Raw genomic sequence first — 26,070 nt, 5'->3', positions numbered from 1 at the left:
TCACAGCATGCCGTCGCCGGCTACGGGCGCCTTCTGTAGAACTACTAGCCGCGCCAGATCCGTACGGGAGCCGATGCCCAGCTTCGGATAGATCTTGTACAGGTGATATTCGACCGTGCGCGGGCTGAGGAAGAGCCGGGCGGCGATCTGCTTGCTCGACAAGCCATCGGCGACCAGGCCCGCGATCCGCAGCTCCTGCGGGGTCAGCGCGTCGAGCACGGCCGCGGGCGGGGCCTGCCCGCTCTCGCCCGCCGCCCGCAACTCCTCCTGCGCGCGCCGCGCCCACGGGCGGGCGCCCGCCCCTTCGAACGTCTCCCACGCCGTCCGCAGATGGGCCCGCGCCTCGCCCGGCCGCTGCGTCCGGCGCAGGCGCTCACCCAGCAGCAGGGCCGTCCTGGCCGCCTCGAACGGGTTGGTGTGCAGCCGCAGCGCCTCGCCGAAGGCGTCCTCGGAGGACTCGACCAGGCCCCGGCAGCGGGCCCGCAGGGCGTGCGACTCGGCCGTGGCGGCGTTCGCCGACCACTGCTCGTACGCGGCCATCGCCACCCGCGCGCCCTTCTCGTCGCCCGCGCCCATGGCGGCCTCGACGCGGTCCGGCGCGGTCCGCCCCACCACGATCGGATGTCCGGCGCCCGGTCCCGCCGCGGCGATGGCGGTGAAACGGTCGTGCGCCGCGCCGTAGCGGCCCAGGCACAGGTCGAGCAGCGCCAGCGCGTACGACGCGACGCCGGCGCGCAGCCCCACCCGGTGGGGGATGGCGATGGCCAGCGCCTCGCGGGCCTGCCGCTCACAGAGCTCCTCCTCGCCCCGCAGCGCCGCCAGCACCGCCAGGTTGGCCAGGTGCGCGGCCACCGTGTTCTCGTACCCGGCCTCACGGGCCAGCTCCAGGCCCTCCTCGGAGACGGCCTGGCTGCGCGCCGGCCGCCCCGCGAAGCGTTCGGCCGTCGCCACGAACTCCAGCACGACCGGCAACTGCCCGCGCATCCCCGACACCCTCGCCACCCGCCCGGCCCGCTCGGCCAGCTCGCCGGCCAGGTCCGGCTCGCCCAGAGCGCTGGCCGCGGCCGCCGCCCACAGGTATCCCGCCGCGTCCTCCAGCTCGCCGGTCCGGGCCAGTGCCCACCGCAGCATGACCGGCCCGCCCGGGTCGCCGTCCAGCGTCAGGCCGATCCCGGCCACCGTGTTCCGCAAGAACCCCTCGGGGTGCGCCGCCGCCCGCCGGCCGAGCTCGACCATGGCCGCCGTGTCGCCGACGTACGAGGCCGCCTCCACGGCGTCGGCCAGCATGTCGAGGCTGTCGCCCGCCGCCAGGATCCGTACGGCCTCGGCGGCGTTGCCCGAGTTCAGCTCGAACCGGCCGCGGAGCTGGGCGATCTCCATGGCGAGCGTGCTGTCCCCGCCGGCCCCTTCGCGCGCCTCGGCCAGCAGCGACTCCGCCTGCCCGGGGCGGCCGCCGAGCCAGGCCGCGACGGCGGCGTCCTTCAGGCGGACGGCACGGGCACGCGGCTCGGGGGTCAATTCGGCGGCCCTGGCCAGGGCGGTGGCGGCGGCGCCGTACCCGCCCCGGTCACGCGCCCGCTCAGCGGCGGCCACCAGCGCCGCGGCGACCTGCTCGTCCCGCCCCAGGGCGGCTCCGGCCAGGTGCCAGGCGCGGCGATCATCCGCGGTCAGCTCCGCGAGGACGGCGTGCACGCGGCGGACGTCGTCGGGGGCGGCCGCCTCGTGCACCGCGGACCGGATGAGCGGATGAGCGAACCGCACGCTCGTGCCCGACACCTCGACCAGTCCGGTCCTCTCCAGCTCGGCCAGCGCGACCCGCCCGGCCCCGGCCTGCGTCCCCGGCCCGGAGGGGAACGATCGGGCCACGTGCGCGCCGGGCTCTGCCGGGTGCCCGGCGAACAGCCACTCGCCGGCGCGCAGGACCAGGCCGAGGTCGGCCTCCACGGCGGCGACCAAGGCGACCAGCCGGGCAGCAGCGGACAACCCACTCACCCGATCGCCGAAGAGCCGGCTACCCACGGGCAGGGGGTCGGGCAACGGCTCGCGGCCGGTGAGCTGCGCGGGCGTCAGGCGGGCGGCGATCTCGCCCAGGGCGAGCGGGTTCGCGCCGGTCAGCGCGACGAGCTCCCGTTTCACCCGTTCGGGCAGAACGCCGTGGCGGGACTCCAGCAGTTCGGCCGCGGCGGACTCGGGCAGGCCGCGCACCTCCACCGTCAGCGGCACACCCTTGACCGGAGCCTCCCCGCGTACGGCGAACACCATCGCGATCCGTTCGGTCCCCAGCCGCCTGGCGGCGAACAGCAGCGCGTCGGCCGAGGCCCGGTCGACCCACTGGAAGTCGTCGACCACGCAGATCAGCCCGTCCGGCGCGGCCGCCTCGGCCAGCAGCGAGAGCACGCCGGCTCCCACCAGGAACCGGTCGCCGGCACTGCCCGCGGCGAGTCCCAGGGCCGCGCGCAGGGCGTCGCGCTGCGGCTCGGGCAGCGCGCCGAGCGAACCGGCCGCCGGCCACAACACCTGGTGCAGCGCCGCGAACGCGAGGTCGGACTCGGACTCGACGCCGGTGGCCCGCAACACCCGCATCGCACCACCGCGCGCGGCCGCCGCGTCGAGCAGGGCGGTCTTGCCCGCGCCTGCCTCGCCCCGCACCACCACCGCGCCCCCGGACCCGTCACGAGCCCGCGCGATCACCTCGTCGAGCGCGCTGATTTCCGCGGATCTGCCGTAGAGCACGAACACCCACTGTAGGCGGCCTCCACTCCGCGCCGTCCGCGCGGGGTCAGTCCTCCAGGGCCTGATAGAGCGTCGTCCAGAAGTCGTTCATCAGGTGCGCCGGGTCGGGGACGGTGTATCCGAGCTGGGTGAGCAGGAGACCGGTGACCTGGTTGGCCGGGTCGGCGTAGGCCGAGGTGCCGCTGCCGCCGTCCCAGCCGAACTGGCCGATGGGCGCGTAGTCGCCGCGGTAGGTGCGTACCGCCATGCCGAAGCCCCAGCCGCCCTGCTGTCCCTGGCCGAAGGAGAGATGCACGTTCCTGGTGGCCAGGGCGGTGCGGGCGGCGTTCTGCTCGGCCGTGAGCCGGTTGGTGGTCATCAGCTCCACAGCGGGCCGCGACAGGATCCGCTCGCCGTTGTGCACCCCGCCGTTGAGCAGCATCCGGAAGTAGGCGTGGTAGTCGTCGGCGGTGGAGACCAGCCCACCGCCGCCGCCCTGGAACGCTGGGGGCCGGCTCCAGCGTCCTGCCTTGGCCTCGTCCCACACGAGGAACTCGCCGGTCTGCGGGTCGGGGGCGTACAAGGGCGGCAGCCGGTCGATCTGGTCGGCAGGCACGTGGAAGCCGGTGTCCTTCATGCCCAGCGGCTCGAAAACGCGCTCACGCAGGAAGTCCTCGAACGACTGGCCGGTGACCCGGGCCACCAGCACGCCGACCAGGTCGCTGCTGATCTGGTACTGCCAGTGCTCGCCGGGCTGGTGCATCAGCGGCAGCTCGCCCAGGCGGCGCATCCACTCGTCCGGCTCGGGCGCTTCCACCGGCAGGTTCGGCGTCAGCCCGCGTTCGAAGATCGCGTTCAGGATCGGGGTGCCCAGCGCCGTCATGTCCATGCCGAGCCCGAAGGTGGAGGTCAGCACGTCGCGTACGGTGATCGGCCGCCGCGCCGGCACGGTCTCGTCCAGCGGGCCGTCGATCCGCTTGAGCACCTGCCTGCCGGCGAGCTCCGGCAGCCACGGCTCCACCACGTCGTCCAGCCGCAACCGGCACTCGTCCAGCAGCACCATCGCCGCCGCGATCGACACCGGCTTGGAGGTGGAGGCCATCCGGAAGATCGTGTCCCGGCGCATCGGCGCGCCACCGTCGTGCCGCATGGTCCCCAGCGCCTCGACGTGCGTCTGGCCGCCCCGGCTGACCAGGGCGACCAGCCCGGGGATCCGTCCCGACTCGACATGCCGGGCCAGCACCTCACGCAGCCTGCGCAGTCCCTTCGCGGAGAAGCCGCTGGTTGCCATCGTTGAACTCCTTACGAACAGTGTTCGGGGTCGGGCCCGGTTCCGGGCCTCGCGCTCATGGCATCCACCTTCGCCGACCGTCCTGATACGGGACCGTCACGGTCCTGACACGGCGGCTGACAGGGCATGGCGGGCGGTCTCAGCTCACCAGCCACGCGGGCGAGGGCGCTCAGCAGCTCGCCGGCTGCTCCCTGGCCGAGGGCGGCCAGGGAGGCGGCGGGTGCGAGGGAGCGGTCGATCAGGGGTTCGGCGTTGCGGTGAGGCGCCGCAGTGCGGCGTGGGCGGGCGGGCCCCACGTGGGCTTGCCGCCGGGACGGCCCCGGACGCCGGCTTCTCCGATGAGGATCCCGGCCAGGGCTTTCCCCGCAGCCCATCCGCGGGCGCGGCGCAGGGTGGCGGAGTCCAGGGCCGGCCCGTAGGCGGCATGGAAGCGGTCGGTGGCGCCGTCCGGCAGCAGGGACCACGCGGCGGCGAGGTCGCAGGCCGGGTCGCCGGCGCAGAGGTCGCCGAAGTCGATCACGCCGCAGATGGTGCCGTCCGCGGTGAGGACGTTGGCGGGATGCAGGTCGCTGTGGAGCCACACCGCCGGGCCGGTCCAGCCGGGCGCGGCGACGGCGTCGTCCCAGACCGCGCGGACGGCGTCGGGGTCGGGGACGAGCCCCAGCTCGGTGGCCCCGGCGAGCTGCTTGGCGAAACCCTCCGAGCTGGCGGCCAGCGCCCCCCCACGGTTGAAACGGCTGAGGGGTGCCTGGTCGGGGGCGGATTGGTGCAGGGCAGTCAGGAAGGCGGCCAGGGCGTCGGCCGCCTCCGCGGCTCGCGTGACGGGGGCGCGGTCCGCCGGCTCGCCCGGCACCCAGGTGGTGACCATCCAGGGGTGCGGAAACCGCGCGGAGGGCTCGCCGAAGCGCTGGGGGACGGGAACCGGCAGGGGAAGGCGCGGGGTGAGGGCGGGCAGCCAGGTGTACTCGCCACGCAGCAGCTCGTCCGCGTTCCGCGTCGCCCAGGGCAACCGGACGGCGAGGTCGTCACCGAGCCGCCACATCTGGTAGTCCCAGCCCCGCGCGCCGAATCGCACGGGGCGACCGGCCAGGTCGGGATGCTGGTCGCGCAGTAGATCCTGCACGAACTCCGCGGTGATCTCGATCTCGGTGTGGGTCATGAGGGGCAACACTAACCGGAAGTGCGCGCGCGTCCGCCGGGCTCCCGTGGAAGGCGCCCACGAGAGCCCGGGACGCCAGCCGGCCATGCTCCTTGAGCGGGTCCGGCTGGCGGTGAAGGGCTGCGTCACCGTCAGTACTCGGCCATCACGGTGAAGGTGAACCCGGCGCTCGTCGTCCGGCGTAGCGGAATGTCGCACTTGACCCGGCGCAGCACCTCGTTCCTGCTGAGGCCGAGCCCTTGGGCGATGAGCCGCTCCGGGCGCACCGGCACCGGATCGTCGAAGACGACCTCCACCTGTACGGGCCACCCTTCGTCGAGCCAGGCCGACGAGGTGTCCAGCCGCCAGGCCCCCTTCCAGTCCAGGGTGACGCGGTTGCGCCGGGTGAACGCCGGATCCAGCAGCCTGGCGGCCACCAGCTCCGGATCGTTGGCGTGGTAGCCGTCGAGCTCGGCCGGGTCGAACGACCTGACCGGCGCCCGCTCGTGCACGGTGAGCTTGCTCGTCCGGTCGCAGGACACGCAGCGGACCAGCAGCCACACGTCCAGCAGCTTGGCGTTGGCGTTGACGCGGAACCTGCCCTCGCCGGTGGTGGCCGACTCGGACCGGCAGGCCACGCACCGAAGCGACAGCAGAGGCAGCCTGGTCCGGCGGACGACCCAGGGCAGCACAGTATGAGGTTGTGAAGACATGATCTCTCTAGACCTGACACGAGGCCGATTACGCGCGGCCTCGAACGCTGGAGAACCGGGCGCACATGGGCAGCCCGGCAGAGCCGGCGGCAGGGCCGGCCTGAAGGTGAGCTGAAGAAGGTGTCAGGTCTGGAGAGCAGGCGGGGTCACGCGGTTTTGTCCTCTGTCCTCACTGCGACGGGGTCGCGGGCAACCTATGGGAACGCCGGAGGAACACTCAACCGGTTTTCCCGGCGGTCCCCCCTACCGGTCGGCCGCCGTGTAGGTCGCGATGATCACGCCGCTCTTCATCACCTTGGTGTCGGCCAGGGTCAGCGTGGTCGGGACGTCGCTCAGCGGCCCCGAGATCGACGGGCCTCCCACGAACACCGGGGTGATCCAGAACCGCACCTCGTCGACCAGGCCCGCCTTGACCAGGGCGTGGGTGACCGTGCCGTAGCCGTACATCAGGATGTTCCTGCCCTCCTGGGCCTTGAGCCGGGTGACCTCCTCGATGAGGTCGCCCTGCAGCACCTCGCTGTTCTTCCACTCCGGGTCGGTGAGGGTGGTGGAGGCGACGTACTTCTTGACGTTGTTGAAGTAGGCCGCGCCGGTGCTCGGGTCGCTCTCGTCCTGGTTGGGCCAGGCGGCGGCGAAACCCTCGTACGTTCGGCGGCCCATCAGCAGCGCGTCGGCCGCGTCCGTCTGCTCGCCGGCGAACGCGGAGGCCTCGTCGTCGAAGTACGGCATCGTCCACGCCGGGTCCTCGATGACGCCGTCGAGGCTGATGTAGGTCGAGTTGATGATCTTGCGCATTCCGGGTCCTCCTGATGCCAGTACGCGTTCCGCCGATCGTGACGGGAGCCGCTCATCTGTGACTCCCATCCTGGAGGAAGCACCTTACGATCCGCTTCAGGTCGCCTTCCGGCAGGTCCCGCCGGACACGCGCCGGCCGGCCCGGATCATGGCCTGATGGCCAGGCAGCAGCCTACGAAGTCCTGGATCACGGGATTGGCGTCGTCGGCGGGGGACCAGGCGACGGCGACCCGCGTGGGGCTGACGCCGGTGACGGGACGGTAGGTGACCCCGGGCCGGGCGTAGAAGCGGGCGGAGGACGCGGGGGCCAGGGCGATGCCGTAACCGCTGGCGATCGCGTTGAGCCACTCGTCCGGCTGGTCGGTGACGGCGCCGACGCTGACCGGACGGCCCTCGCGTTCGCCGGCGGCCAGCCAGTAGTCCCGCCACTGTCCGGTCGCCTCCGGAGCCGCGACGAACGGCTCGTCCCACAGGTCGCGGAAGGGGATTTGCTCGCGGGCCGCCAGCCGGTGGCCTGACGGCAGCGCCACCCAGCGCGGCTCGGTGAACAGCACCTCCACGTGCAGGCTGTCCTGGCCGGGGAACGGCAGCCGCAGCAGGGCGGTGTCGACGTCGCCCTGCGCCAGCCCAGCCGTCGGGTTGGACCAGGCCGCCTGCCGCATCTCGACGCGCCATCCCGGCCGGCGGCGGGCGAAGCCGGCGATGATGTCCTGGGTGGCCTCGTTGGCGGCGCTGGCCAGGAAACCGACCCGCAGCACGCGGGCCGCCCGGGCGGACGCGCTCCGGGTGTCCCGCAGCGCCCGGTCCCAGGCGGACACCAACTCCGGCGCCCGTTCCGCCAGGGTCCTGCCCGGGCCTGTGAGGGCCATGCCGGCCTTCGAGCGTGTGAACAACCGCACGCCGAGCTGCGCTTCGAGCTGCTTGATCTGCTTGGTCAGCGCGGGTTGCGACACGAAGAGCCGTTCCGCGGCGCGGGTGAGGGTCCCTTCCTCGGCCACCGCGATGAAGGAGCGCAGGAGCCGCGTGTCCACATCCATGCCATCAGGTTATAGATGCATGTATTGGACGTCCGGCACGGAGCCGGGCAAGGCTGGACACCGACCTGCTGACCATGCCGCCGGAGATACACGTGTTCACCGCCTACGCCATCGTCACCGTCCTCACCATCGCCGCCAACGCGTGGGCGGCGACAGCGGACTTCATGAAGGCCGGATTCGTCCTCGCCAATTCGGCGCGCGTGAACATCTCGCGGTCCTGGCTGCCGCTGCTCGGCGCGCTCAAGGCCGCCGGAGCCGCGGGGCTGCTGCTCGGGCTGCTGGGCGTCCCGTTCGTCGGCGTCGCCGCCGCCGCCGGGCTCGTGCTGTTCTTCGTGGGTGCCGTCATCGTGCACGTACGCGCCCGCGTGTACGCCGCCATGGTGTTCCCCGGCGCCTTCCTGGCGCTGGCCACCGGCTCGCTCAGCCTCGCCCTCGCACGCTGACGGGCGCGCGGCGGGGTGGAGGGGCCGCCGCGGCGGCGATGTTCACTGGGATCCGCCCGAAGATCAGCCCGTGGAACGGCGAGATGCCCCACCAGTAGAGGTGGCCGAGCAGCCCGCGGGGATGGAAGATCGCCCGCTGGGTGTAGTAGGTGCGGCCGCCCTCCTCGCGGACGCCCAGCTCCAGCCAGGCCAGGCCGGGCAGGCGCATCTCGGCGCGCAGGCGCAGCAGCCGGCCGGGCAGCACCTCCTCAACCCGCCAGAAGTCGACCGCGTCGCCCACCCGCAGCCGGGCGGGGTCGCGCCGCCCGCGCCGCAGCCCCACCCCGCCGAAGAGCCGGTCGAGCAGGCCCCGCAGCTGCCATGCGACGGGCAGGGAGTACCAGCCGTTCTCGCCGCCGACGGCCTCGATGACCCGCCACAGCGCCTCGGGACCGGCGTCCACCTGCCTGTCGCGGCGGTCGATGTAGAGGCTCCCGCCGGTCCAGCCGGGGTCTGTGGGCAGGGGGTCGCTCGGCGCGCCGGGCGTGGACGCCGACGACCAGCGGGTGGCCACGTCGGCCTCCTTGATCTTCTGCAGCGCCAGGGAGACGGCCTGCCGGAACCCGGTCAGCCCGCCCTCAGGGTCGGGTACGTGACGGGCGATGTCGTGCTCGTGGCAGACGGCCTCGGTGCGTACGGACTCGACCAGCGGGCGCGCGATGCCCGCGGGCACCGGCGTGACCAGGCCGACCCAGTGGCTGGACAGCTTGGGGGTGAGCACCGGCACCGGCACGATCACCCGGGACGGCAGCCCGGCCACGGAGGCGTACCCGTGCATCATGTCGGCGTAGGTGAGCACGTCGGGGCCGCCGATGTCGAAGCTCCGATTCGCCTCGCCGGGCACGGCGGCCCAGGCCACGAGGTAGTGCAGCACGTCGCGGATGGCGATGGGCTGCGTGGGCGTGCGCACCCAGCGCGGTGTCGTCATGACGGGCAACCGTTCGGTGAGGTGGCGCAGCATCTCGAACGACGCCGAGCCCGAGCCGATGATCACGGCGGCACGCAGCACCACCGCGGGCACGCCCGACCGCAGGAAGATCTCGCCCACCTCCGCGCGGGAGCTCATGTGCGGGGAGAGCCGCCTGTCGGCGGCCAGCCCGCCGAGGTAGACGACGCGCCGCACGCCCGCCCGCTCGGCCGCCGCCGCGAACGTGCGCGCGGCCAGGCGGTCCTGATCGGCGAACCGGCCGGACGTGCCCATCGCGTGGATCAGGTAGTAGGCGACCTCGATGCCGCGCAGGGCCTCGTACGTCTGCTCGGGGTCGGTGGCGTCCGCCTCGGCGACCTCGGTCCGGCCGGCCCACGGCAGGTCGCGCAGCCTGGTCGCCGAGCGCACCATGCACCGGACGTCGTGACCGGCGGCCAGCAGCTCGGGGACCAGCCGTCCCCCGATGTAGCCGGTCGCCCCTGTGACCAGGCAGTTGGCCATCCGGCGCTCCCTCCTCCGGTTGTCCCTCCGTTTCCCCGCCCGCGCCGTCCTCATGCGTCCGGGCAAGGGTCACGCGCGCGAGCCGTGCCGGGCAGCCGCCGCCCAGACCGCGGCGGGTGTCAGCGGCATGTCGATGTGGTCGACGTCGAGCGCGTCGCACACGGCGTTGACCACGGCGGGCGGGATGCCGATGCAGCCGGCCTCGCCCGCGCCCTTGGCGCCCAGCGGCGTGTTGGGATTGGGCGTGACGGTCTCCAGCAGCGTGACCGGCGGCATGTCGGCGGCTGTGGGCAGGAGGTAGTCCAGCAGGGTGCGCGCGTACGGCATGCCGTCGGCGCCGATGACCGCCTGCTCGTAGAGGACCTGCCCGAGGCCCTGGGCGATCGAGCCCAGACCCTGGCCGTCGACGATCATGGGGTTGACGACCACCCCGTAGTCGTCCGCGGCGACCAGCCGCCGCACGTGGACCGTGCCGAGATCCGGGTCGATCTCCACCACGGCCACGTGCGCGCCGTACGGGAAGGCCTGCGGCGGGGCGAAGATCTCGTCGGCGCGCAGCGGGCCGGTGCGGGCGACCAGCTCGCCGAGGCTCAGCCCGGTGATCGGGCCCGTGTCGAGCCCGGCGCCCGGGGCGTCGCCCGCTCCCGGGCATGGCGGCTCCGAGGCGCCGGCCAGCAGCCGGCCCTCCGCGTACGAGACGTCGTCCTCCTGCAGGCCGAGCAGGCCGGCGCAGCGGCGGCGCGCGGCGGCGACCAGCGACTCGGCGGCCCGCCACAGCGCCGCCCCGCCCACCTGCATGGAACGGCTGCCGAAGGTGGCGAACCCGTACGGGATCTCGCCGGTGTCGCCTTCGACGACCCGGACCAGGCCGATGTCCACGTCCAGAACCGAGGCCACGACCTGGGCGAACGCGGTCAGGTGGCCCTGCCCGGTGGACGTGGACCCGACGCGGGCGATGAACGTGCCGTCCGAGCAGGCTTCCACGCTGCCGAACTCGTCGCTGTCCGGAGGCCCTCCCGAGCGCTCGACGTACGTGGCGATGCCCACGCCGACCGGCGGCCCGCCCTCCCAGCGGCGCCTGGCCTGCTCGGCGCGGATGTCGTCGTAGCCGGCGGCGGCCAGCGCCTGGTCCAGCGTGGCGGCGTAGTCGCCCGAGTCGTAGGTGCGCCCCGTCGGCGTCAGATAGGGGAACTGGCCGGGGTGGACGAAGTTGCGGCGGCGCAGCTCGGCGGGGTCCATGCCGAGCCGGCGGGCGAGCCGGTCCACGGTGCGTTCGAGCGCGTACGCGGCCTCAGGGCGGCCGGCGCCCCGGTACGACGCGGTCGGGGCGGAGGTGGTGAGCACGCACCGGATCCGGGTGTGCACGTGCGGCGTGCGGTAGGCGCCGGTGCTCATCGCCCCGGTCATCATGGGGACGAAGGCTCCGGTGTGCGGGTAGCCGCCGACGCCGGCGTCGACCAGCAGCTCGTACGCGAGGAAGGTGCCGTCGTCGTCGGCCGCCAGCCGTACGCGCTGGTTCTGGCCGCGGCCGCGCGGGCCGGCCAGCAGGGCCTCGGCGCGGTCCTCGCACCAGCGCACGGGCCTGCCGAGGTGGATCGCGAGCAGGGCGGCCACCACGTACTCGGGGTAGGTCTGGCTCTTGGCGCCGAACGCGCCGCCGGTGGCCGGGACGATGACCCGGATCCGCTCCCTGTCCAGGCCGAGCGCTTCGGCGAGGGCGTCGCGCAGGCGGTGCTGGGCCTGGTGGGAGGCCCACACGGTCAGGCCGCCGCCGTCGCCGGGGTCGGCCAGGACGGCTCTCGCCTCCAGGGACGTGGGCAGCAGGAGCTGCTCGCGGTAGGCGGCCTCGACGACCACGGGGGCGGTGGCGAACACGTCGCCGGCCGGCTCGCCGAAGGTGCGCTCGGCGACCACGTTGCCGCGAACGCCGGGCGGCGGGGGTGCTTCATCGGCGGCCGTCGCGTCATCCCCGAACAGCGGGGGTGCCTCCTGGGCGGCTGTCGGGTCGCAGACGGCGGGCAGCGGTTCGAGGTCCAGCCGGACGGCCTCCGCGGCGTCCTCGGCGCGGGCGCGGTTGTCCGCGGCGGTCACGGCCAGCGCCTCGCCCGGGTAGCGGACGCGCCCGGTGGCGAGCAGCGGCCACGGCGGCGCGTCCCGCGCGCCGGGCACGGCACGGGCGGCGAGGTAGGGCAGCTCGGCGGCGGACCACGCGCCGGCCACCCCCTGCTCCTTGAGCGCGGCGGCGACGTCGACGCCGCGGATCAGCGCGTGCGGCACCGGGCTGCGGGTGAAGGCGAGCTCCAGGGTGCCGGGCAGATCGAGGTCGGCGACCCTGCGGGCCCGCCCGGAGAGCAGGTCGGGGTCCTCGCGCCGCGCGAGCGGCATCCCGATGTACCGCAATGTTTGGACACCCCCGCATTCGGTACCAACGTGGGATATCGGATGCCCGGGATGAGTGATATGAAACCGCCGCAATTCGACTACGTAGCGCCCGCTTCGGTGCCGGAGGCGGTGGCCGTGCTGGCCGAGCGCGGGCCGGAGAGCCGCGTGCTCGCCGGCGGGCAGAGCCTGCTCATCGAGCTGCGCTACCGGACCGAGCGCCCGGCCCTCCTGGTCGACGTCAACCGCATCCCCGGGCTGTCGGACATCGCGGTCGAGGACAGCTCCGTGCACGTCGGCGCGCTGGTCCGGCACGCCCAGCTGGAGCGCGCCCGGTTCCGCGACCCGCTCGCCGAACTGTTCCGCCAGGTGGCGCCGTACGTCGCCCACCCGCCCATCCGCGCGCGCGGCACCTTCGCCGGCAGCCTGGCCTGGGCACATCCGGCGTCGGAGTGGTGCGCCCTGGCCATGGCGCTCGACGCCGGGATCGAGCTGGACGGCCCGTCCGGCAGGCGCACGGTGCCCGCCGGCTCGTGGTTCCGCGGCCCCTTCACCACCGCCTGCCTGCCCGAGGAACTCGTCACCGGCGTGCGGCTGCCGCGCCCGCCGGAGGGGACCGCCGCGGCGTTCGCGGAGCACCGCCGCACCCACGGCAGCTTCGCGCTCGCCGCCGCCCTGGTGCTGCTGCGCGTGTCCGAGGGCCGCGTGGCCTGGGTCCGCATCGGGCTCGCCAACGCCGCCGACGTCCCCTTGCGCGCCGTCGAGGCCGAGCGCCTCATGGCGGGGGAGCGGCCGGAGCCGGACCTGCTCGCGCAGGCCGCGGCACGAGCCGCCACGGAGGCCGACCCGGCCGACGAGCCGCACGCGCCCGCCACCTACCGCAGGCACGCGCTGGCCACCCTGGTGCGGCGCTGCCTCGCCCGAGCCGTCGAGAACGCGGGAACACCATGAACGTCGAGCTCACCGTCAACGGCAGCGCCCACCGGCTCGACGTCGAGCCGCGCACCAGCCTCGCCGACGCTCTCCGCGACCAGCTCAGGCTGACCGGCACGACGCTGGGATGCGAGCACGGTGTGTGCGGCTCGTGCACCGTGCTGGTGGACGGCACCGCCATCCGCTCCTGCCTCCTCCTGGCCGTGCAGGCGGACGGCGCCGACATCCGTACGGTCGAGGGGCTCGCGGGCGACGGCGGGCCGCATCCGCTGCAGGAGGCGTTCGCCGCCGAGCACGCCCTGCAGTGCGGGTTCTGCACGCCCGGGTTCCTCATGCTGCTCGCCGGCGCGCTCGCCGAGGAGCCCTACCTGGACCGCGACGAGCGGCGGATGGACGAGGTCCTCGCCTCCAACCTCTGCCGCTGCACGGGGTACGCGGGCATCCGCCGCGCCGCTCGGGCCGCCGCGCGGCGGATGCGCGGGGACGTCACCCCGGCAGCCGATGAACCAGGCTCTCACGAGGAAGGACGCGGCTCCTGGCCGTAGGCGGCGACCTGACCATCCGGGGCATCACCAGGCCGATCACCCTGCGGGCCGAACCGGTACGGGTTCACCCGGGGCGGCTTCCAAGTCACCACCGAGATCAACCGTCCCAGATGGTGCTGCAGAAGAACTGAGCCTTGCCGGTCCGGCCGTCATCTCCGTGCCGGCCTGGAGATCAGGGTGGAGACGCCCGCTTGCGGAAAGCGGCGGCTCAGGCCGCCAGGCTCGATTCGCGGACGACCAGCTCGGTGGCGAGCTCGACGTGACGCGACTCGACCTCCTCGCCGGCGGCCAGGCGCAGGGCCGTGCGCAGGGCGACGGCCCCCATCTCGCGCAGCGGCTGGCGCACGGTGGTCAGCCGCGGCGAGGACATGAAGGCGACGTCCGTGTCGTCGAAGCCGACGACGCTGAGATCTTCGGGGACGCGCAGGCCACGGGCCCTGGCGGCGTGGATCGCGCCGAGCGCGGCCTCGTCGGAGGCGACGAAGACGGCCGTCGGCGCGGGGGAGAGGTCGAGCAGTGCGGCGCCTCCCCGCACCCCGTCGGGATAGCAGTAGCCGGGCGTGACCACGTATCCGGGCAGGACGGGCACGTCCGCGGCCTCCATGGCGGCGCGGTAGCCGTACATGCGGGCCTGGTTGGAGGCCGCGGTGGCGGGGCCGCCGAGGTAGGCGATGCGGCGGTGGCCGAGGGCCAGGAGGTGCTGGGTGGCGGACATGCCGCCGGCGAAGTTGGTGGGGCCCACGCTGGTCACCGAGGCGCCGGGGAGGCCGAGCGGGTCGATGACGACGACCGGCAGTCCGGCCCGTGAGAGCGCGGCGAGCTGTCGCGGGGCCGGCTCCTCGAAGAGGGTGATCACTGCCCGGCGTCCGGCGGTCACGTCGCGGGACCCGGTGGCCCTTCTGGTGACGACGACCGACACGCCTGACGCGGTGCCCGCCTCGATCACGCCCTTGATGATCTCGGATGAGCACGCGCAGAGGTCGTCCACCTGCACCTCGACGATGCCGGGCTCGGTCCGGCCACGCCGCGGCGGGACGTAGCCGTGCTCCTGGAGCAGGGACCGCACCAGGGCCCGGGTGGCCGGTGCGACGTCGCTGCGGTCGTTGAGCACCTTGGACACGGTGGCCACCGACACGCCGGCCGCGGCGGCGACGGTGGCCAGCGTGGCACGTCTGCGACTTGCCTGCATCGACCCTCCCGATATCCGGCATTCACCTTATCTGGCCCAGAGCTGGACATGTGCGCATTAATTCCTGCAGCAGTCGGCTACGCTATAAATGTAGCGATACATTTGTAGCGAAAGGGCAAATCATGGACGACGTCGTCATCGTGGGCTCGGGCCCGACCGGGCTGATGGCCGCCTGCGAGCTGGCTCTGGCCGGCGTACGATGCACCATCGTCGAGAAGCGGAACGGCGGGACCGGCGTCACGCGGGCGTTCGGCCTGCACGCCCGCGCGCTGGAACTGCTCGACGCCCGGGGCCTGGGAGACGAGCTGGTCGCGCGGGGAAACCCGCTCGGCACGGTGCACCCCGCCTACGCCTCCCGGGTCGAGTTCGAGCGGCTCGACACGCGCTACCCGATGTTGCTGATCGTGCCGCAGAGCGGCACCGAGCAGGTGCTGCTCGATCGCGCCGCCGAGCTCGGCGTGGACATCGTCAGGAACGCCGGCGTCGTCGGCCTCTCCCAGGACGCCGGGTCCGTACGGCTCGCGCTGGAGGACGGCACCGAGCTGCCGGCCCGTTACGTCATCGGCGCCGACGGCGCCCACAGCACCGTCCGCGAGCTGCTGGACGTGGGCTTCGCGGGCGAGACCTACAGCCTGCCCATGCTGCTGGCCGACGTCCGCATCCCCGGGCCGGGCCTGCCGCCCATCACCCAGGTCGGCGCGGCGGGCGCGGTCGTGGCCATCCCGTTCGGCGACGGCTGGTTCCGGGTCGGCGCGTGGCTGCTGGACGGGGACGCCCCGGGCCGGCAGCCGGCCTTCGGGCAGATCCGGCGCGCGTTCGAGGACATCGCCGGCACCGACTACCGGATGGGCGAGCCGCGCTGGTTCTCCCGCTTCGCCGCCGAGCGCCGCCAGGCCCGCGCCTACCGGTCGGGACGGGTGTTCCTGGCCGGCGACGCCGCGCACGTGAACTCTCCCATCGGCGGCCAGGGCATGAACACCGGCATCCAGGACGCCGTCAACCTCGGCTGGAAGCTCGCCGCCGACCTGCGCGGATGGGCTCCGCCCTGGCTGCTCGACACCTACCACGCCGAGCGGCATCCGGTGGGCGCCTCCGTGCTGGCGCTGACCGACCACCTCACCCGGCTGGTCCTGACCGGCTCGCGGCTCCGCTTGCGGATGAACCGGCACGTCATGGCCGCCCTGCTGCACACCGGCCCCGGCCGCCGCCGCATCCTGGGGCTGATGTCCGGGCTGGAGATCGCCTACCCTCCCGGCGACACCGACGCCCACCCGCTGGCCGGCCGCCGCGCGCCCGACGGGCCGACCACCGGCGGGCGCCTCTATGAGGTCCTCCGGGAGGGCCGGTTCGTCCTTCTGGCCTCCGGTGACACCAGCGCCGCACGGCCGTGGGCCGACCGCGTCCGGCGGGTGCGCCCGCTCGGCGGCCTGCGGCCGGAGGCGGCGCTGATCCGCCCCGACGGCTACGTGGCCTGGGCCGGAGAGCGCGACGGCATCCGGCGGGCTCTGGTGAAATGGTGCGGCCCGGCAGGGCACACAGCGGACCACACGACAGACCTCACCGACCGGGGAGACCGACCCGACCGTGCCACGCCCTAACCCTCAGCGCCGCGACCACCTCGCCGCCGCCGCCATCGCGGTGCTCGCGGAGAAAGGCTCCCGCGGGCTGACCCACCGAGCCGTCGACGCCGCGGCCGGCGAACCTGACGGCACCGCCTCGCGCTACTTCCGCACCCGCGACGCCCTGATGGACGCCATCATCCAGCGGATCGGCCGGCGCCTGTCCGAACGGGTCGACGCCCACGTGGTGCGCCCGCTCGACCCCGCCCACCTGGAAGAGGCACTGGTGAAGGTGCTCACCCTGATGGTGGCCGACGAGCGCGGCGAGCCGCTGGCGCTGTTCGAGCTGCACCTGGAGAGCACCCGCAACCCCGCCCTGCGGAGCATGCTGGCCGATGCCCTGCGCGAGCGGCGCGACCTCATCGTGCGCCAGTGCCGCGCCGCCGGCATCGCCATCACGGAACAGGACGCGATGCTGCTGGAGACGAGCGTCCTCGGCATCCTGTTCACGGCGCTGACCACCGGCGTGCCCGACGATCCCGGCCCGTCGATCCGCGCCGCCGCGCGCACCGTCCTCGACCGCTACACCCGCGGGTGAGCTGTCAGGGCCGGACCGCGCCGGCCAGCCGGCCCCGCCAGTAGCCGTCGAGGTCGACCACCTTGATCACGTCTCCGGTCTGCGGCGCGTGCACCATCCTCCCATCGCCCGCGTACATCCCCATGTGCCCCAGCCCTTTGCTGAAGAGCAGGTCGCCGGGCTCCACCTCGTCCAGGGGGACGCGGCGGGCGGCGCCCCAGCTCCACTGGCTCCAGGTGGTGCGCGGCAGCTTGACCTCCGCGGCGCGCCAGGCGGCCTGGACGAGACCGGAGCAGTCGAAGGAGCCCGGGCCCGTGCCACCGTACTGGTATGGCTTGCCGACCTGGGCGAAGGCGAACTCGAGCGCCGCGCGGGCGTTGCCCGAGGCCGCCCCCGTGTACGGGATGCCGGGGCTGCTCGGGTTGCCCTGGTTGTAGGCGCCCAGCCGGCGCAGGAGCCTGGTCTGCTGGTCGACCAGCTTGTCGACCTTCGCCTTCTCTCCGCGTACCTTGTCGCGTGCGGCGTCGGCGTTGCGCAGGACGCCTCTGGCCTGGTCGCGCCGGTCGCGCAGGTCCTTGGCGGAGGCCTCGAAGGCGCGCGCCTTCGCCGCCTCGGCCTGCGCGATCTGGTCGAGGGAGGCCATGGAGCCGAGGACCGCCTCGGGGTCGCTCCGGCCGGTCAGGGCGCTCCAGGCGGGGAAGGACCCGAGCCGGTAGTCGCGGGCGGCCAGCGCGGCGAGGTCCCGGCGCAGGGCGTCGGCCCGGGTTGCCGCGCGCCCGAGCTCGGCGTTGAGAGCGTCGTAGGCCTTCTTCGCCTTCTTGTGGGCCTCCGTGGCCTGGTTGTACCGCTCGACCATCTGGTCGGCCCGCTCGTTGAGCTTCACCAGCCTGGCCCTGGCCTCGGCGGGAGACGGGTCGGCGGCGGCCGTGCCGGGAGCGCCGAGCATCGTGGCCGCCGCCAGCGCGACGGCCGTCGCGGTCCGCCCGGTCCCTGCGGGAACGGCCACTGTGGGCGCCTCCTCACGATCGGCGGGTCATGAGGAGATACGCGGGCGGCCCCGGAGGCGTTCAGCGATGCCGCTCGCGCGCGGTGATCGTGCCGGGCAGCGGGGGTCACAGGTCGCCGCGGCGCCAGGCCTCGATCTCGGCTCGCAGCGCGTGCTCGTCCAGCGCTGAGGGACGGGCACCGTCCATCCACCGGCGCAGGAGCGGCGCGAGGCCGGCCAGCTGGGCGGGCTCGACCTCCTCGTGCACGATGAGGTACGCGACCAGCGGCCCCGCGACGGGATGGCCGGCGTCGCAGCGGGCGCACAGCACCACCTCGCGGACGCCCCTGACCGGCCGCCCCGAGGCGTTCGTCCAGCCGTGGGGGACGCGCAGCACCGCCAGGACCTCGCCGGCGCGGCAGCGCGGGCAGGCTGCGCTCGGCGTCACCGGGCTCATGCCGCGCCGATCGAGCCGGCCCCCAGCAGCGCCTTGACGTCGCCGTAGAACGCCGGCTCCGCGGCGACGCTGAAGGGTTCGAGGTTGAGCAGCAGGTCCTTGCGGCCCTGGCGGTGCAGGCGCACGTGTACGGGCGCCCGTCCGGGATGGGCGGCCAGGATGTGCTTGAACTCCCGCACCAGCCGCTGGTTCAGGCGCGTCTCCTGGATCGAGATGACGACGGGGGAGGCGGTGTTCGCGGTGGAGACGTCAAGGAGGGTGATCTCCTCGCCGTAGATGCTCATCGTCTCGTCGCGGACGTTGATGCGGCCCCTGACGGAGATCACGCGGTCGTCGGCCAGCAGCTCGCCGTACAGCGTGTACGTCTTGGGGAAGATCAGGCACTCGACGGCGGCGTCGTGGTCCTCCAGGGTGACGATCGCCCACGGGTTGCCCTGCTTGGTGACCTTGCGCTGCAGGCCCGAGATGATGCCGCTGACGCGGGTCACGCCCTCCTGCCGTTCGGAGGCGAGCAGGCCGGCGATCGTGACGTCGCGGTGGGCGTCGAGGACGCGCTCCGCGCCGTCGAGGGGATGGCTCGACACGTACAGCCCGAGCATCTCGCGCTCGTACGCGAGCAGGGTGGCCTTGTCCCACTCGCCGTCGGGGATCGCGACCGAGAACGCGCCGGCCTGGCCCGGCTCGCCGAACAGCGAGTCCTGGCCCTGCGCCTCGTTGCGCTTGAGGTCGATGACCGCGTCGATGGCCTGCTCGTGCACCGCGACCAGGGCCGCGCGGTCGTGCCCCAGGCTGTCGAACGCGCCGCTCTTGGCCAGCGACTCGATGACGCGCTTGTTGCAGACGACGGTCGGCACCTTGGACAGGAAGTCGTTGAAGCCGGTGTAGCGCCCCTTGGCGGCGCGGGCGGTGACGATCGCGTCCACCACGTTCGCCCCGACGTTGCGGACCGCGCCGAGGCCGAAGCGGATGTCGGAGCCGACCGCGGCGAAGTCGAGGCGGCTCTCGTTGACGTCGGGCGGCAGCACCTTGATGCCGAGCCGCCGGCAGTCCGACAGGTAGACGGCCATCTTGTCCTTGTCGTCGCCGACGGAGGTGAGCAGCGCGGCCAGGTATTCGGAGGGGTGGTTGGCCTTGAGGTAGGCGGTCCAGTAGGAGACGAGGCCGTAGCCGGCGGTGTGCGACTTGTTGAACCCGTAGCCGCTGAAGGGCACCAGGACGTCCCAGACCGCCTTGATCGCCTCGTCGGAGAACCCCCGGCCGCGCATGCCGGCCGAGAACGTGTCCCACTCGGCGTCCAGGACCTCCTTCTTCTTCTTGCCCATGGCCCTGCGCAGCATGTCGGCGCCGCCGAGCGAGTATCCGGCGAGCTGCTGGGCGATCGCCATGACCTGTTCCTGGAAGACCACCAGGTGGTAGGTGTCGCCGAGGATGGGTTCGAGTGCCTCCTCCAGCTCCGGGTGGATGGGCTCGACCCGCTGCTTGCCGGTCTTGCGCAGCGCGTAGTTGGTGTGCGCGTTCATCTCCATCGGGCCGGGCCGGTAGAGCGCGTTCACGGCCGCGATGTCGGTGAACGTCGTGGGCTGCATCAGCCGCAGCAGGACCCGCATGCCGCCGCTGTCCAGCTGGAACACCCCGAGCGTGTCGCCCCGGGCCAGCAGCTCGTACGTCGTGGGGTCGTCGAGCGGCACGTCGTGGATGTCGATGTCGATGCCCTTGTTGGCGCGCACGTTCGCGACGGCGTCGCCGATGACGGTGAGGTTGCGCAGGCCGAGGAAGTCCATCTTCAGCAGGCCCATGTCCTCGGCCTGCGTGAACGGGAACCCGGTGATGACAGGACCGTCGGCCTTCGGCTTGACCAGCGGCACCACGTCCATCAGGGGTTCGGACGACAGGATCACGCCGGCGGCGTGGACGCCGGTGCCCCGGGTGAGGTTCTCCACGCCGGTCGCGGTGTCGATGACCCGCTTGACGTCGGGGTCCTGCTCGTACATCTGGCGCAGCTCGGCGGCCTCGCCGTGGCGGGGGTGGCGGTCGTCGTGGATGGCGGCGAGCGGGATCTCCTTGCCGCCGTTCGCCGCGGGGAACGCCTTGGTGATGCGGTCGCCGAGCGCGTACGGCAGGCCCAGCACGCGGCAGGAGTCCTTGATGGCGGCCTTGGCCTTGATGGTGCCGAACGTGACGATCTGGCAGACGTGCTCCTCGCCGTACTTGCGGGTGACGTAGTCGATCATCTCGTCCCGCCGCCGGTCGTCGAAGTCGAGGTCGACGTCGGGCATGGTGACGCGCTCGGGGTTGAGGAAGCGCTCGAAGATCAGCTTGTGCTCGATGGGGTCGAGCTCGGTGATGCCCGTGCAGTACGCGACCATCGACCCGGTGGCCGAGCCGCGGCCGGGACCGAGGCCGATGCCGTTCTCGCGGGCGAAGCGGCAGATGTCGGCGACCACCAGGAAGTAGCCGGGGAAGCCCATGGTGTCGATGACGGACAGCTCGTAGTCGATGCGCTCCAGCACGTTCTGGGACGGCTCGCCGTGGTAGCGGCGGCGCGCGCCCTCCAGGGCCTCCTTGCGCAGCCAGCTCGACTCGCTCTCGCCTTCGGGGACGGGGAAGCGCGGAGTCAGGTCGCGGTGGGCGAACACCTCGCCGTAGTCGCCGATCCGCTCGGCGATCAGCAGCGTGTTGTCGCACGCGCCGGGGACCTCGGCGTCCCAGAGCGCACGCATCTCCCCGGCGCTCTTGACGTAGTAGCCGCTGCCGCCGAAGCGGAACCGGTCGGCGTCGGCGAGCCGTTTGCCGGTGCCGATGCACAGCAGCGCGTCGTGCGCCTGGGCCTGGCTCTCCGTCACGTAGTGGGAGTCGTTGGTGGCCAGCGGCGGCAGGCCGAGCGTCCGGCCGAGCCTGAGGAGGTCGTCGCGGACCCGGCGCTCGATGGCCAGGCCGTGATCCATGAGCTCCAGGAAGTAGTTGTCCTTGCCGAAGACGTCCCGGTAGCGGGCGGCGGCCTCGACGGCCTGGTCGTACTGGCCGAGACGGAGCCGGGTCTGCACCTCTCCGGACGGGCAGCCGGTGGTGGCGATGATGCCCTGGCCGTGCTCGGCGAACAGTTCATCATCCATACGCGGATATTTCTGGACGTGTCCTTCGAGCCAGGCCCGCGACTGCAGCCGGAACAGGTTCCGCAGCCCCCGCGCGTCCGCCGCCCACATGGTCATGTGCGTGTACAGGCCGCGCCCCGAGACGTCACCGCCCTCGCCGGTGTCGTCGTTCGACCTGCGCAGGGCGAGGTTGTCGCTGTAGAACACCGGCTGCCGGCGGCGCCGCGAAGCCGGGGCGACGTAGGCCTCGATGCCGATGATCGGCTTGACGCCCGCCCTGCGCGCCGCGTGGTAGAACTCGTACGCGCCGTGCACGTTGCCGTGGTCGCTCATGGCCACGGCGGGCATGCCCTGCCGTGCCACCTCGTCCATGAGCAGGCCGACCTTGGCGGCTCCGTCGAGCATGCTGTACTCGGTGTGCACGTGCAGATGGACGAAAGATCCCACAGGCCGGGACTCCTCGTGGTTGTAGGCTCGTACGCGACCCGAGCATTCGACCCGAGGGCAGGAAGGGTTGTCCAACAATCAACACGCCGATTCGCCACAACCAGAGGTTGTGGCAGAGCTGGATCTCGGCGCCGTGCGCGCCTTCGTCGCCGTCGTCGAGGACCGCTCCTTCAGCGAGGCCGCCGTCCAGCTGGGCATCAGCCAGCAGGCCATCTCCAAACGGATCGCGCGGCTGGAGTCAGGCCTCGGCCTGACCCTGCTCTTCCGCTCGCGCAACGGGGCCGCGCTCACCGAGGACGGCAGGGCGTTCCTCCCGCACGCGCGGGCCCTCGTCGGGCTGGCCGACCAGGCGGTGGAGGCGCTGCGCGGCCGGCGCCGCGCGCTGCGGATCGACGTGCTCGACACGCGGCTCTCGGCCTCCGTCGACCTGGTCAGGGCGTTCCACCAGGCCACCGAGAAGGCCGACGTCGAGATCATCACCTCCAACGGGTTCAGGTCCGCACGCGGCGCGCTCGCCCGCGGGTCCGTCGACGCCGCCTTCGCCCGCGCCAACGGACCTCTGGATGAGCACCTGCGGCACGTGCCGGCCTACCTGGAGCCCGTGCACCTGCTGGCCGGCCGTGACCACCCGCTGGCCGGCCTCCGGGAGGTGGAGGTCGAACGGCTCGCCGGCTCGACCATGTGGATGCCCGGCAACGTCCCCGGCAGCGAGTGGGCCGACTATTACCGCCTGCTGGGCGAGGCCTTCGACATCCCGATCGACGACAGCGGGCCGGATTTCGGCTGGGAGTATTTCGTGGAGGAGATCGCCTCCGGCGGACGTATCAGCCTCGTGGGGCTGGCGTGCCGGCTGCCCTGGAACCCGCGTGTCGTCCAGATCCCGGTCGTCCGGCCCGCCCCCGTCTATCCGTGCTCGCTGCTCTTCCACCGGCAGAACCAGCATCCGATGCTGGCCCGGCTCGTCGACTCCGTGCGCACCGGCTTCCGCCCCTACGACCCCGGCCGCCAGTGGCTGCCCGAACCCGACCGTGCCGCGTTCTCCCAGCGTTGATCGCAGGTGGTGGCGGACGCCCGCACGCCCCCGGTGGCCCCGCCGCCGGACCCGCGTCAGATCCAGCCGGCCTCGGTCGCGATGCGAATGGCGTCGACGCGGTTCCTGGCGTTGAGCTTGGTGACGATCTTGGTGAGGTAGTTGCGCACGGTCCCCACCGACACGTGCATGGCGGCCGCGATCTCCGGCGGCTCCGCGCCGTCCGCGGCCAGCCGCAGCACCTGGACCTCCCGCCCCGACAGCGGCATCTCGCCGACGTCCCACGCGGTCAGCGCGAGCTGCGGGTCCACGATGCGCCGCCCGGCCGCCACCTCGCGTACGGCCTGGGCCAGCCTGTCGGAGGGCTGGTCCTTTAGCAGGAAGCCGGAGACCGACACCGAGAGCGCTCGGCGCAGCGTGCCGGGGCGGCCGAGGCCGGTGAGGATCAGCGTGCGGCAGGTCGGCAGCTTCGCGTGGAGTTCCTCGGCCGCGGACAGGCCGTCGAGCACCGGCAGGTCGACGTCGATGATCGCCACGTCGGGACGGGTCTCCAGCGCCATGGGCACGATCTTGTCACCGGTGTCGACCTGGGCCACCACGGTCAGGTCGTGCTCCAGGTCGAGCAGTGCGGCCAGCGCGCCGCGCACCATGTGCACGTCCTCGGCGAGGAGGATCTTCAGCGACAACAATGCCCATTCCCCTTGTTCACGCCCCAGCGGTAACGAGGGTCCCCGCCATCGTGCGACCGGGTGCGGCGCCACACGCCGAAATGCCGCTATCCGCCATCGGATCAGGCCACAGGTCCAACCGTCTGCCCCCGAATCGTACTCATCCTCGGGGAAGAGGCAATGCCGCCGACTCCTTACCCTTAGTCAGCCCTGCTGTCAACCCGCGAGCTGAGAGCCCCGGCGGGCGCGGTGGCGACCAGGCGGAACGTCCCGTCGTGCGCCTCGACCGAGAGCCGCCCGCCGATCGCGCGCAACCGCCCGGCCAGATCGCCCAGGCCGGTGCCGCCCTCCAGCAGGGGGACCGGGCTCTGCCTGGCGCCGTCGTTGGCGACGCTCAGGCGCACCTCACGCCCGTCCCCGTCAGCCGTGATCCGGCACCCGGCGCCGTCGCTGTGGCGCAGCACGTTGGTGACGGCCTCGCGCAGCACCATCGCGAGCACCGCGTCGAGCTCGTCGGGGATCGTGTCCGCGGCGATGTCCACGCGGGCGTCGATCCCGGCCGCGGTCAGCGTGGACAGGGCCGAGTCGACCTCCGCGGCCAGCGACATGTGCCGGTAGCCGCTGGCCACCGAGCGCACGCCCGCGACCGCCCTGCGAGCGATGTCGAGCACGTCCGCGATCTCCGACTTGGCCCGCCCGGCGAGCCGGGGCAGCAGGCGGAAGGCCAGCTCCGACTTCACGGTCATCGCCGACAGGTCGTGTCCGAGCAGGTCGTGCAGGTCGCGGGCGACCCGCAGGCGCTCGCGCGTCACCGCCATCCTGGCCAGCTCGCCGCGGGCCTGGTCGACCTGCTTCACCAGGCCGGACAGGGAGCTGACGCCGAACACCACCAGCCCGGTCAGCAGCGTGGAGATCGTCAGATAGGCGCTCCAGTCCAGCGGCTCGCCGTAGGCCAGCGACAGCAGGAGCACGCCGGCGCCGGCCGCCGCGTACAGCGCCCACCGCGGCCATCCGGCCAGCGTGAGCAGCAACGACCCGGCCAGGAAACCGCCCATCGACCCCCATGGCATGGCGATCCACACCAGCGGCAGCACCGTGACCACCGCCTGCAGCGCCAGCATCCCCGCCCGGGCCCGTACCGGCCACGAGCGCGAGTCACGCAGCGACATCACGATCTGCGCGCCGACCAGGACGGCGACGCACCCCACGGCGCCGGCCAGATCCACCGGCGGCTGCTCCAGCGCGAGCACGTTGATCACGAGCAGCACGCCGTATCCGGCCAGCACCACGACGGTGACCAGCCGGGCCATGCGCAGGTGCCACGGCTGCGAGGCCACCTCGCCTGACGGGGCGGCCTCGCCCGGCGGACGTTCGGCCGTCCCCGACCGCAACGGCGCCTCCGCCGTCAACGCGAACCACCCGTGCTCGACCCGGACCGCCTCCAGCGTGCCGCCGATGGCCGTCAACCGGGCCTCGAGGTTGCCCAGCCCGGAGCCGTTCGCATACGGAGCCGCACCGGGTGACGGCTCGGCCCCGTCGTTGGCCACGCGCAGCCGCACCCGGCCGTCGTCCACCGCCACCTCGATCACGCAGCGCTGCGCCTTGCTGTGCCGCAACACGTTGGTGACGGCCTCGCGCAGCACGACCGCCAGCACGGTCTCCAGCCGTTCCGACAGGCTCTCGACGGAGCTGCGGACCTGCACCCGCATCTCGGCGGCCGCCAGCATGGACTCGGCCGAGGCCAGCTCGGCGGCCAGCGACATGGGCCGGTAGTCGCCCACCACCGCCCGGACGTCCGCCAGCGAGCGGCGGGCCACCTTCAGGACGTCCTGGAGCTCCTCGCGGGCCCGCTCGGCGGCGGCGGGCAGCAGCCGGTAGGCCAGCTCGCTCTTCACCGTCACCGCCGACAGGTCGTGTCCGAGCAGGTCATGCAGGTCGCGGGCGACCCGCAGGCGCTCCTTGACCACGGCCATCCTGGCCAGCTCGCCGCGCGCCGCGTGCAGCATGTCCACCAGCGACGCCAGGGAGCTGACGGCGTACACCATGAGCCCGGTCAGCAGCGTGAAGTACGCACCGTAGAACAGGCCCACCGCATCGACCTGTCCCGGCGACAGGGCGAGCAGCACCCCGCCGCCGACCAGCGCGTAGAGCGCCCAACGGAACGGACCCGTCACGGTCAGCAGCATGGATCCGGCAAGGAAGCCGGCGATGGTCCCGGCCTGCGGGCCGACCCAGAGAAAAGGGGCGAACGTCACCACCGCCTGGGCCGACAGGGTCGCAACCCGCGTCCGGGCCGGCCACGCCAGGCTGTCGCCCGTCGAATGCGCGAGCTGCAGCAGGAACAACACGGCCAGGCACAGGCCGAAAACCGCCAGGCCCGCCCCGCGCAGACCGTCGACCCAGACGAAGAACGAGACGTTGGCGACGTAGCCGAGCAGGACCGCGATCGTCACCGCCCGCGCCATGCGCAGCGCGCCGAGCCCGCCCGTCCTGAGCTCCACCTGTGACCTGGGAACCAGCCGTGCCAGCCAGCGCTGCGCGAAACCGGACTGTCCAGCCATCGACTTCTCCTCCGAAGCCCGACGGGGCCCCCTCGTCGGCAGCCGGGGTCC

At 73.1% G+C, this 26,070-nt stretch carries 20 protein-coding genes; 6 read left to right on the top strand and 14 right to left on the bottom strand.

Translation table 11 applies throughout. The annotated features are described in order from the left end of the window. The 6 genes from ACTWPV_RS18900 to ACTWPV_RS18875 all read right to left on the bottom strand — a co-directional run bounded on the left by ACTWPV_RS18900 (position 1) and on the right by ACTWPV_RS18875 (position 7,686). On the bottom strand, positions 1 to 2,733 hold the full coding sequence (locus ACTWPV_RS18900) for an AAA family ATPase (protein WP_443152767.1): 2,733 nt from the start codon (positions 2,731 to 2,733) through the stop codon (positions 1 to 3). 46 nt (positions 2,734 to 2,779) lie between these two features. Then, entirely contained in the window at positions 2,780 to 4,003 is a 1,224-nt protein-coding gene (locus ACTWPV_RS18895) for a serine hydrolase domain-containing protein (RefSeq protein WP_443152766.1), read from the bottom strand. 238 nt (positions 4,004 to 4,241) lie between these two features. Further along, positions 4,242 to 5,162, bottom strand: coding sequence for an aminoglycoside phosphotransferase family protein (locus ACTWPV_RS18890; RefSeq protein ID WP_443152765.1), 921 nt, complete (start codon positions 5,160 to 5,162; stop codon positions 4,242 to 4,244). Positions 5,163 to 5,293: 131 nt separating this feature from the next. After that, positions 5,294 to 5,833: a DUF1062 domain-containing protein gene (locus ACTWPV_RS18885; RefSeq protein WP_443152764.1), complete on the bottom strand. Its 540-nt coding sequence runs from the start codon at positions 5,831 to 5,833 to the stop codon at positions 5,294 to 5,296. Positions 5,834 to 6,097: 264 nt separating this feature from the next. Further along, positions 6,098 to 6,649, bottom strand: a complete 552-nt coding sequence (locus ACTWPV_RS18880; RefSeq protein WP_443152763.1) for a dihydrofolate reductase family protein — start codon at positions 6,647 to 6,649, stop codon at positions 6,098 to 6,100. Between the two features lie 146 nt (positions 6,650 to 6,795). Then, positions 6,796 to 7,686 carry a LysR family transcriptional regulator gene (locus tag ACTWPV_RS18875; RefSeq protein ID WP_443152762.1) on the bottom strand — a complete coding sequence of 297 codons (891 nt, stop codon included), beginning with the start codon at positions 7,684 to 7,686 and terminating at the stop codon, positions 6,796 to 6,798. Between the two features lie 74 nt (positions 7,687 to 7,760). Between ACTWPV_RS18875 and ACTWPV_RS18870 the strand changes: the two genes are divergently transcribed. Beyond that, positions 7,761 to 8,129: a DoxX family protein gene (locus tag ACTWPV_RS18870; protein ID WP_443152761.1), complete on the top strand. Its 369-nt coding sequence runs from the start codon at positions 7,761 to 7,763 to the stop codon at positions 8,127 to 8,129. On the opposite strand, the gene ACTWPV_RS18865 is transcribed toward ACTWPV_RS18870, so the two are convergent. Together ACTWPV_RS18865 and ACTWPV_RS18860 are read right to left on the bottom strand one after the other, a co-directional pair. Beyond that, positions 8,107 to 9,597: an SDR family oxidoreductase gene (locus ACTWPV_RS18865; RefSeq protein ID WP_443152760.1), complete on the bottom strand. Its 1,491-nt coding sequence runs from the start codon at positions 9,595 to 9,597 to the stop codon at positions 8,107 to 8,109. The two genes, ACTWPV_RS18870 and ACTWPV_RS18865, sit on opposite strands and share 23 nt — an antisense overlap. A 69-nt stretch (positions 9,598 to 9,666) precedes the next feature. Further along, positions 9,667 to 11,997 (bottom strand): xanthine dehydrogenase family protein molybdopterin-binding subunit, encoded by a 2,331-nt coding sequence (locus ACTWPV_RS18860; RefSeq protein ID WP_443152759.1) that lies wholly within the window; start codon positions 11,995 to 11,997, stop codon positions 9,667 to 9,669. Positions 11,998 to 12,057: 60 nt separating this feature from the next. Here ACTWPV_RS18860 and ACTWPV_RS18855 point away from each other — a divergent pair, with 60 nt between their 5' ends. Beyond that, positions 12,058 to 12,927, top strand: a complete 870-nt coding sequence (locus tag ACTWPV_RS18855) for an FAD binding domain-containing protein (protein WP_443152758.1) — start codon at positions 12,058 to 12,060, stop codon at positions 12,925 to 12,927. Beyond that, positions 12,924 to 13,454 carry a (2Fe-2S)-binding protein gene (locus ACTWPV_RS18850; RefSeq protein WP_443152757.1) on the top strand — a complete coding sequence of 177 codons (531 nt, stop codon included), beginning with the start codon at positions 12,924 to 12,926 and terminating at the stop codon, positions 13,452 to 13,454. The genes ACTWPV_RS18855 and ACTWPV_RS18850 overlap by 4 nt, the downstream gene beginning before the upstream one ends. A 208-nt stretch (positions 13,455 to 13,662) precedes the next feature. Here the strand turns inward: ACTWPV_RS18850 and ACTWPV_RS18845 are convergent, their stop codons facing one another. Next, positions 13,663 to 14,643, bottom strand: coding sequence for a LacI family DNA-binding transcriptional regulator (locus tag ACTWPV_RS18845; protein WP_443152756.1), 981 nt, complete (start codon positions 14,641 to 14,643; stop codon positions 13,663 to 13,665). 122 nt (positions 14,644 to 14,765) lie between these two features. Here ACTWPV_RS18845 and ACTWPV_RS18840 point away from each other — a divergent pair, with 122 nt between their 5' ends. Together ACTWPV_RS18840 and ACTWPV_RS18835 are read left to right on the top strand one after the other, a co-directional pair. After that, a complete protein-coding gene (locus ACTWPV_RS18840) occupies positions 14,766 to 16,241 on the top strand; it encodes an FAD-dependent monooxygenase (RefSeq protein WP_443152755.1) in 1,476 nt (491 codons plus the stop codon). Further along, positions 16,228 to 16,800 (top strand): TetR/AcrR family transcriptional regulator, encoded by a 573-nt coding sequence (locus tag ACTWPV_RS18835; RefSeq protein WP_443152754.1) that lies wholly within the window; start codon positions 16,228 to 16,230, stop codon positions 16,798 to 16,800. The genes ACTWPV_RS18840 and ACTWPV_RS18835 overlap by 14 nt, the downstream gene beginning before the upstream one ends. 4 nt (positions 16,801 to 16,804) lie before the next feature. Here ACTWPV_RS18835 and ACTWPV_RS18830 read toward each other — a convergent pair whose 3' ends face one another. The 3 genes from ACTWPV_RS18830 to dnaE form a co-directional block, all read right to left on the bottom strand. After that, positions 16,805 to 17,785, bottom strand: a complete 981-nt coding sequence (locus tag ACTWPV_RS18830) for an NlpC/P60 family protein (protein WP_443152753.1) — start codon at positions 17,783 to 17,785, stop codon at positions 16,805 to 16,807. A gap of 106 nt (positions 17,786 to 17,891) precedes the next feature. Continuing rightward, positions 17,892 to 18,212, bottom strand: a complete 321-nt coding sequence (locus ACTWPV_RS18825; RefSeq protein WP_443152752.1) for a DUF6300 family protein — start codon at positions 18,210 to 18,212, stop codon at positions 17,892 to 17,894. A 5-nt stretch (positions 18,213 to 18,217) separates the two neighbouring features. Next, a complete protein-coding gene (dnaE, locus tag ACTWPV_RS18820; RefSeq protein WP_443152751.1) occupies positions 18,218 to 21,760 on the bottom strand; it encodes a DNA polymerase III subunit alpha in 3,543 nt (1,180 codons plus the stop codon). Between the two features lie 109 nt (positions 21,761 to 21,869). On the opposite strand from dnaE, the gene ACTWPV_RS18815 reads away from it, so the two are divergent. Further along, a complete protein-coding gene (locus tag ACTWPV_RS18815) occupies positions 21,870 to 22,811 on the top strand; it encodes a LysR family transcriptional regulator (RefSeq protein ID WP_443152750.1) in 942 nt (313 codons plus the stop codon). Positions 22,812 to 22,867: 56 nt separating this feature from the next. On the opposite strand, the gene ACTWPV_RS18810 is transcribed toward ACTWPV_RS18815, so the two are convergent. Beyond that, on the bottom strand, positions 22,868 to 23,476 hold the full coding sequence (locus ACTWPV_RS18810) for a response regulator transcription factor (RefSeq protein ID WP_443152749.1): 609 nt from the start codon (positions 23,474 to 23,476) through the stop codon (positions 22,868 to 22,870). A gap of 182 nt (positions 23,477 to 23,658) precedes the next feature. Continuing rightward, on the bottom strand, positions 23,659 to 26,019 hold the full coding sequence (locus ACTWPV_RS18805; RefSeq protein ID WP_443152748.1) for a sensor histidine kinase: 2,361 nt from the start codon (positions 26,017 to 26,019) through the stop codon (positions 23,659 to 23,661). Positions 26,020 to 26,070: the final 51 nt, after the last annotated feature.

Source organism: Nonomuraea sp. KM88 (assembly GCF_052245635.1).
Lineage (GTDB): Bacteria > Actinomycetota > Actinomycetes > Streptosporangiales > Streptosporangiaceae > Nonomuraea.
The sequence above is the reverse complement of the archived record's forward strand: the minus strand, read 5'-3'. Positions and strand labels throughout refer to the sequence as shown.

What these genes read in the sequence shown, in the direction of transcription:
- ACTWPV_RS18895 (WP_443152766.1), bottom strand. Translation starts at nt 4,003, where the DNA reads ATGGCAACCAGCGGCTTCTCCGCGAAGGGACTGCGCAGGCTGCGTGAG.
- ACTWPV_RS18890 (WP_443152765.1), bottom strand. Translation starts at nt 5,162, where the DNA reads ATGACCCACACCGAGATCGAGATCACCGCGGAGTTCGTGCAGGATCTA.
- ACTWPV_RS18880 (WP_443152763.1), bottom strand. Translation starts at nt 6,649, where the DNA reads ATGCGCAAGATCATCAACTCGACCTACATCAGCCTCGACGGCGTCATC.
- ACTWPV_RS18875 (WP_443152762.1), bottom strand. Translation starts at nt 7,686, where the DNA reads ATGGATGTGGACACGCGGCTCCTGCGCTCCTTCATCGCGGTGGCCGAG.
- ACTWPV_RS18870 (WP_443152761.1), top strand. Translation starts at nt 7,761, where the DNA reads ATGCCGCCGGAGATACACGTGTTCACCGCCTACGCCATCGTCACCGTC.
- ACTWPV_RS18865 (WP_443152760.1), bottom strand. Translation starts at nt 9,597, where the DNA reads ATGGCCAACTGCCTGGTCACAGGGGCGACCGGCTACATCGGGGGACGG.
- ACTWPV_RS18855 (WP_443152758.1), top strand. Translation starts at nt 12,058, where the DNA reads ATGAAACCGCCGCAATTCGACTACGTAGCGCCCGCTTCGGTGCCGGAG.
- ACTWPV_RS18850 (WP_443152757.1), top strand. Translation starts at nt 12,924, where the DNA reads ATGAACGTCGAGCTCACCGTCAACGGCAGCGCCCACCGGCTCGACGTC.
- ACTWPV_RS18845 (WP_443152756.1), bottom strand. Translation starts at nt 14,643, where the DNA reads ATGCAGGCAAGTCGCAGACGTGCCACGCTGGCCACCGTCGCCGCCGCG.
- ACTWPV_RS18840 (WP_443152755.1), top strand. Translation starts at nt 14,766, where the DNA reads ATGGACGACGTCGTCATCGTGGGCTCGGGCCCGACCGGGCTGATGGCC.
- ACTWPV_RS18805 (WP_443152748.1), bottom strand. Translation starts at nt 26,019, where the DNA reads ATGGCTGGACAGTCCGGTTTCGCGCAGCGCTGGCTGGCACGGCTGGTT.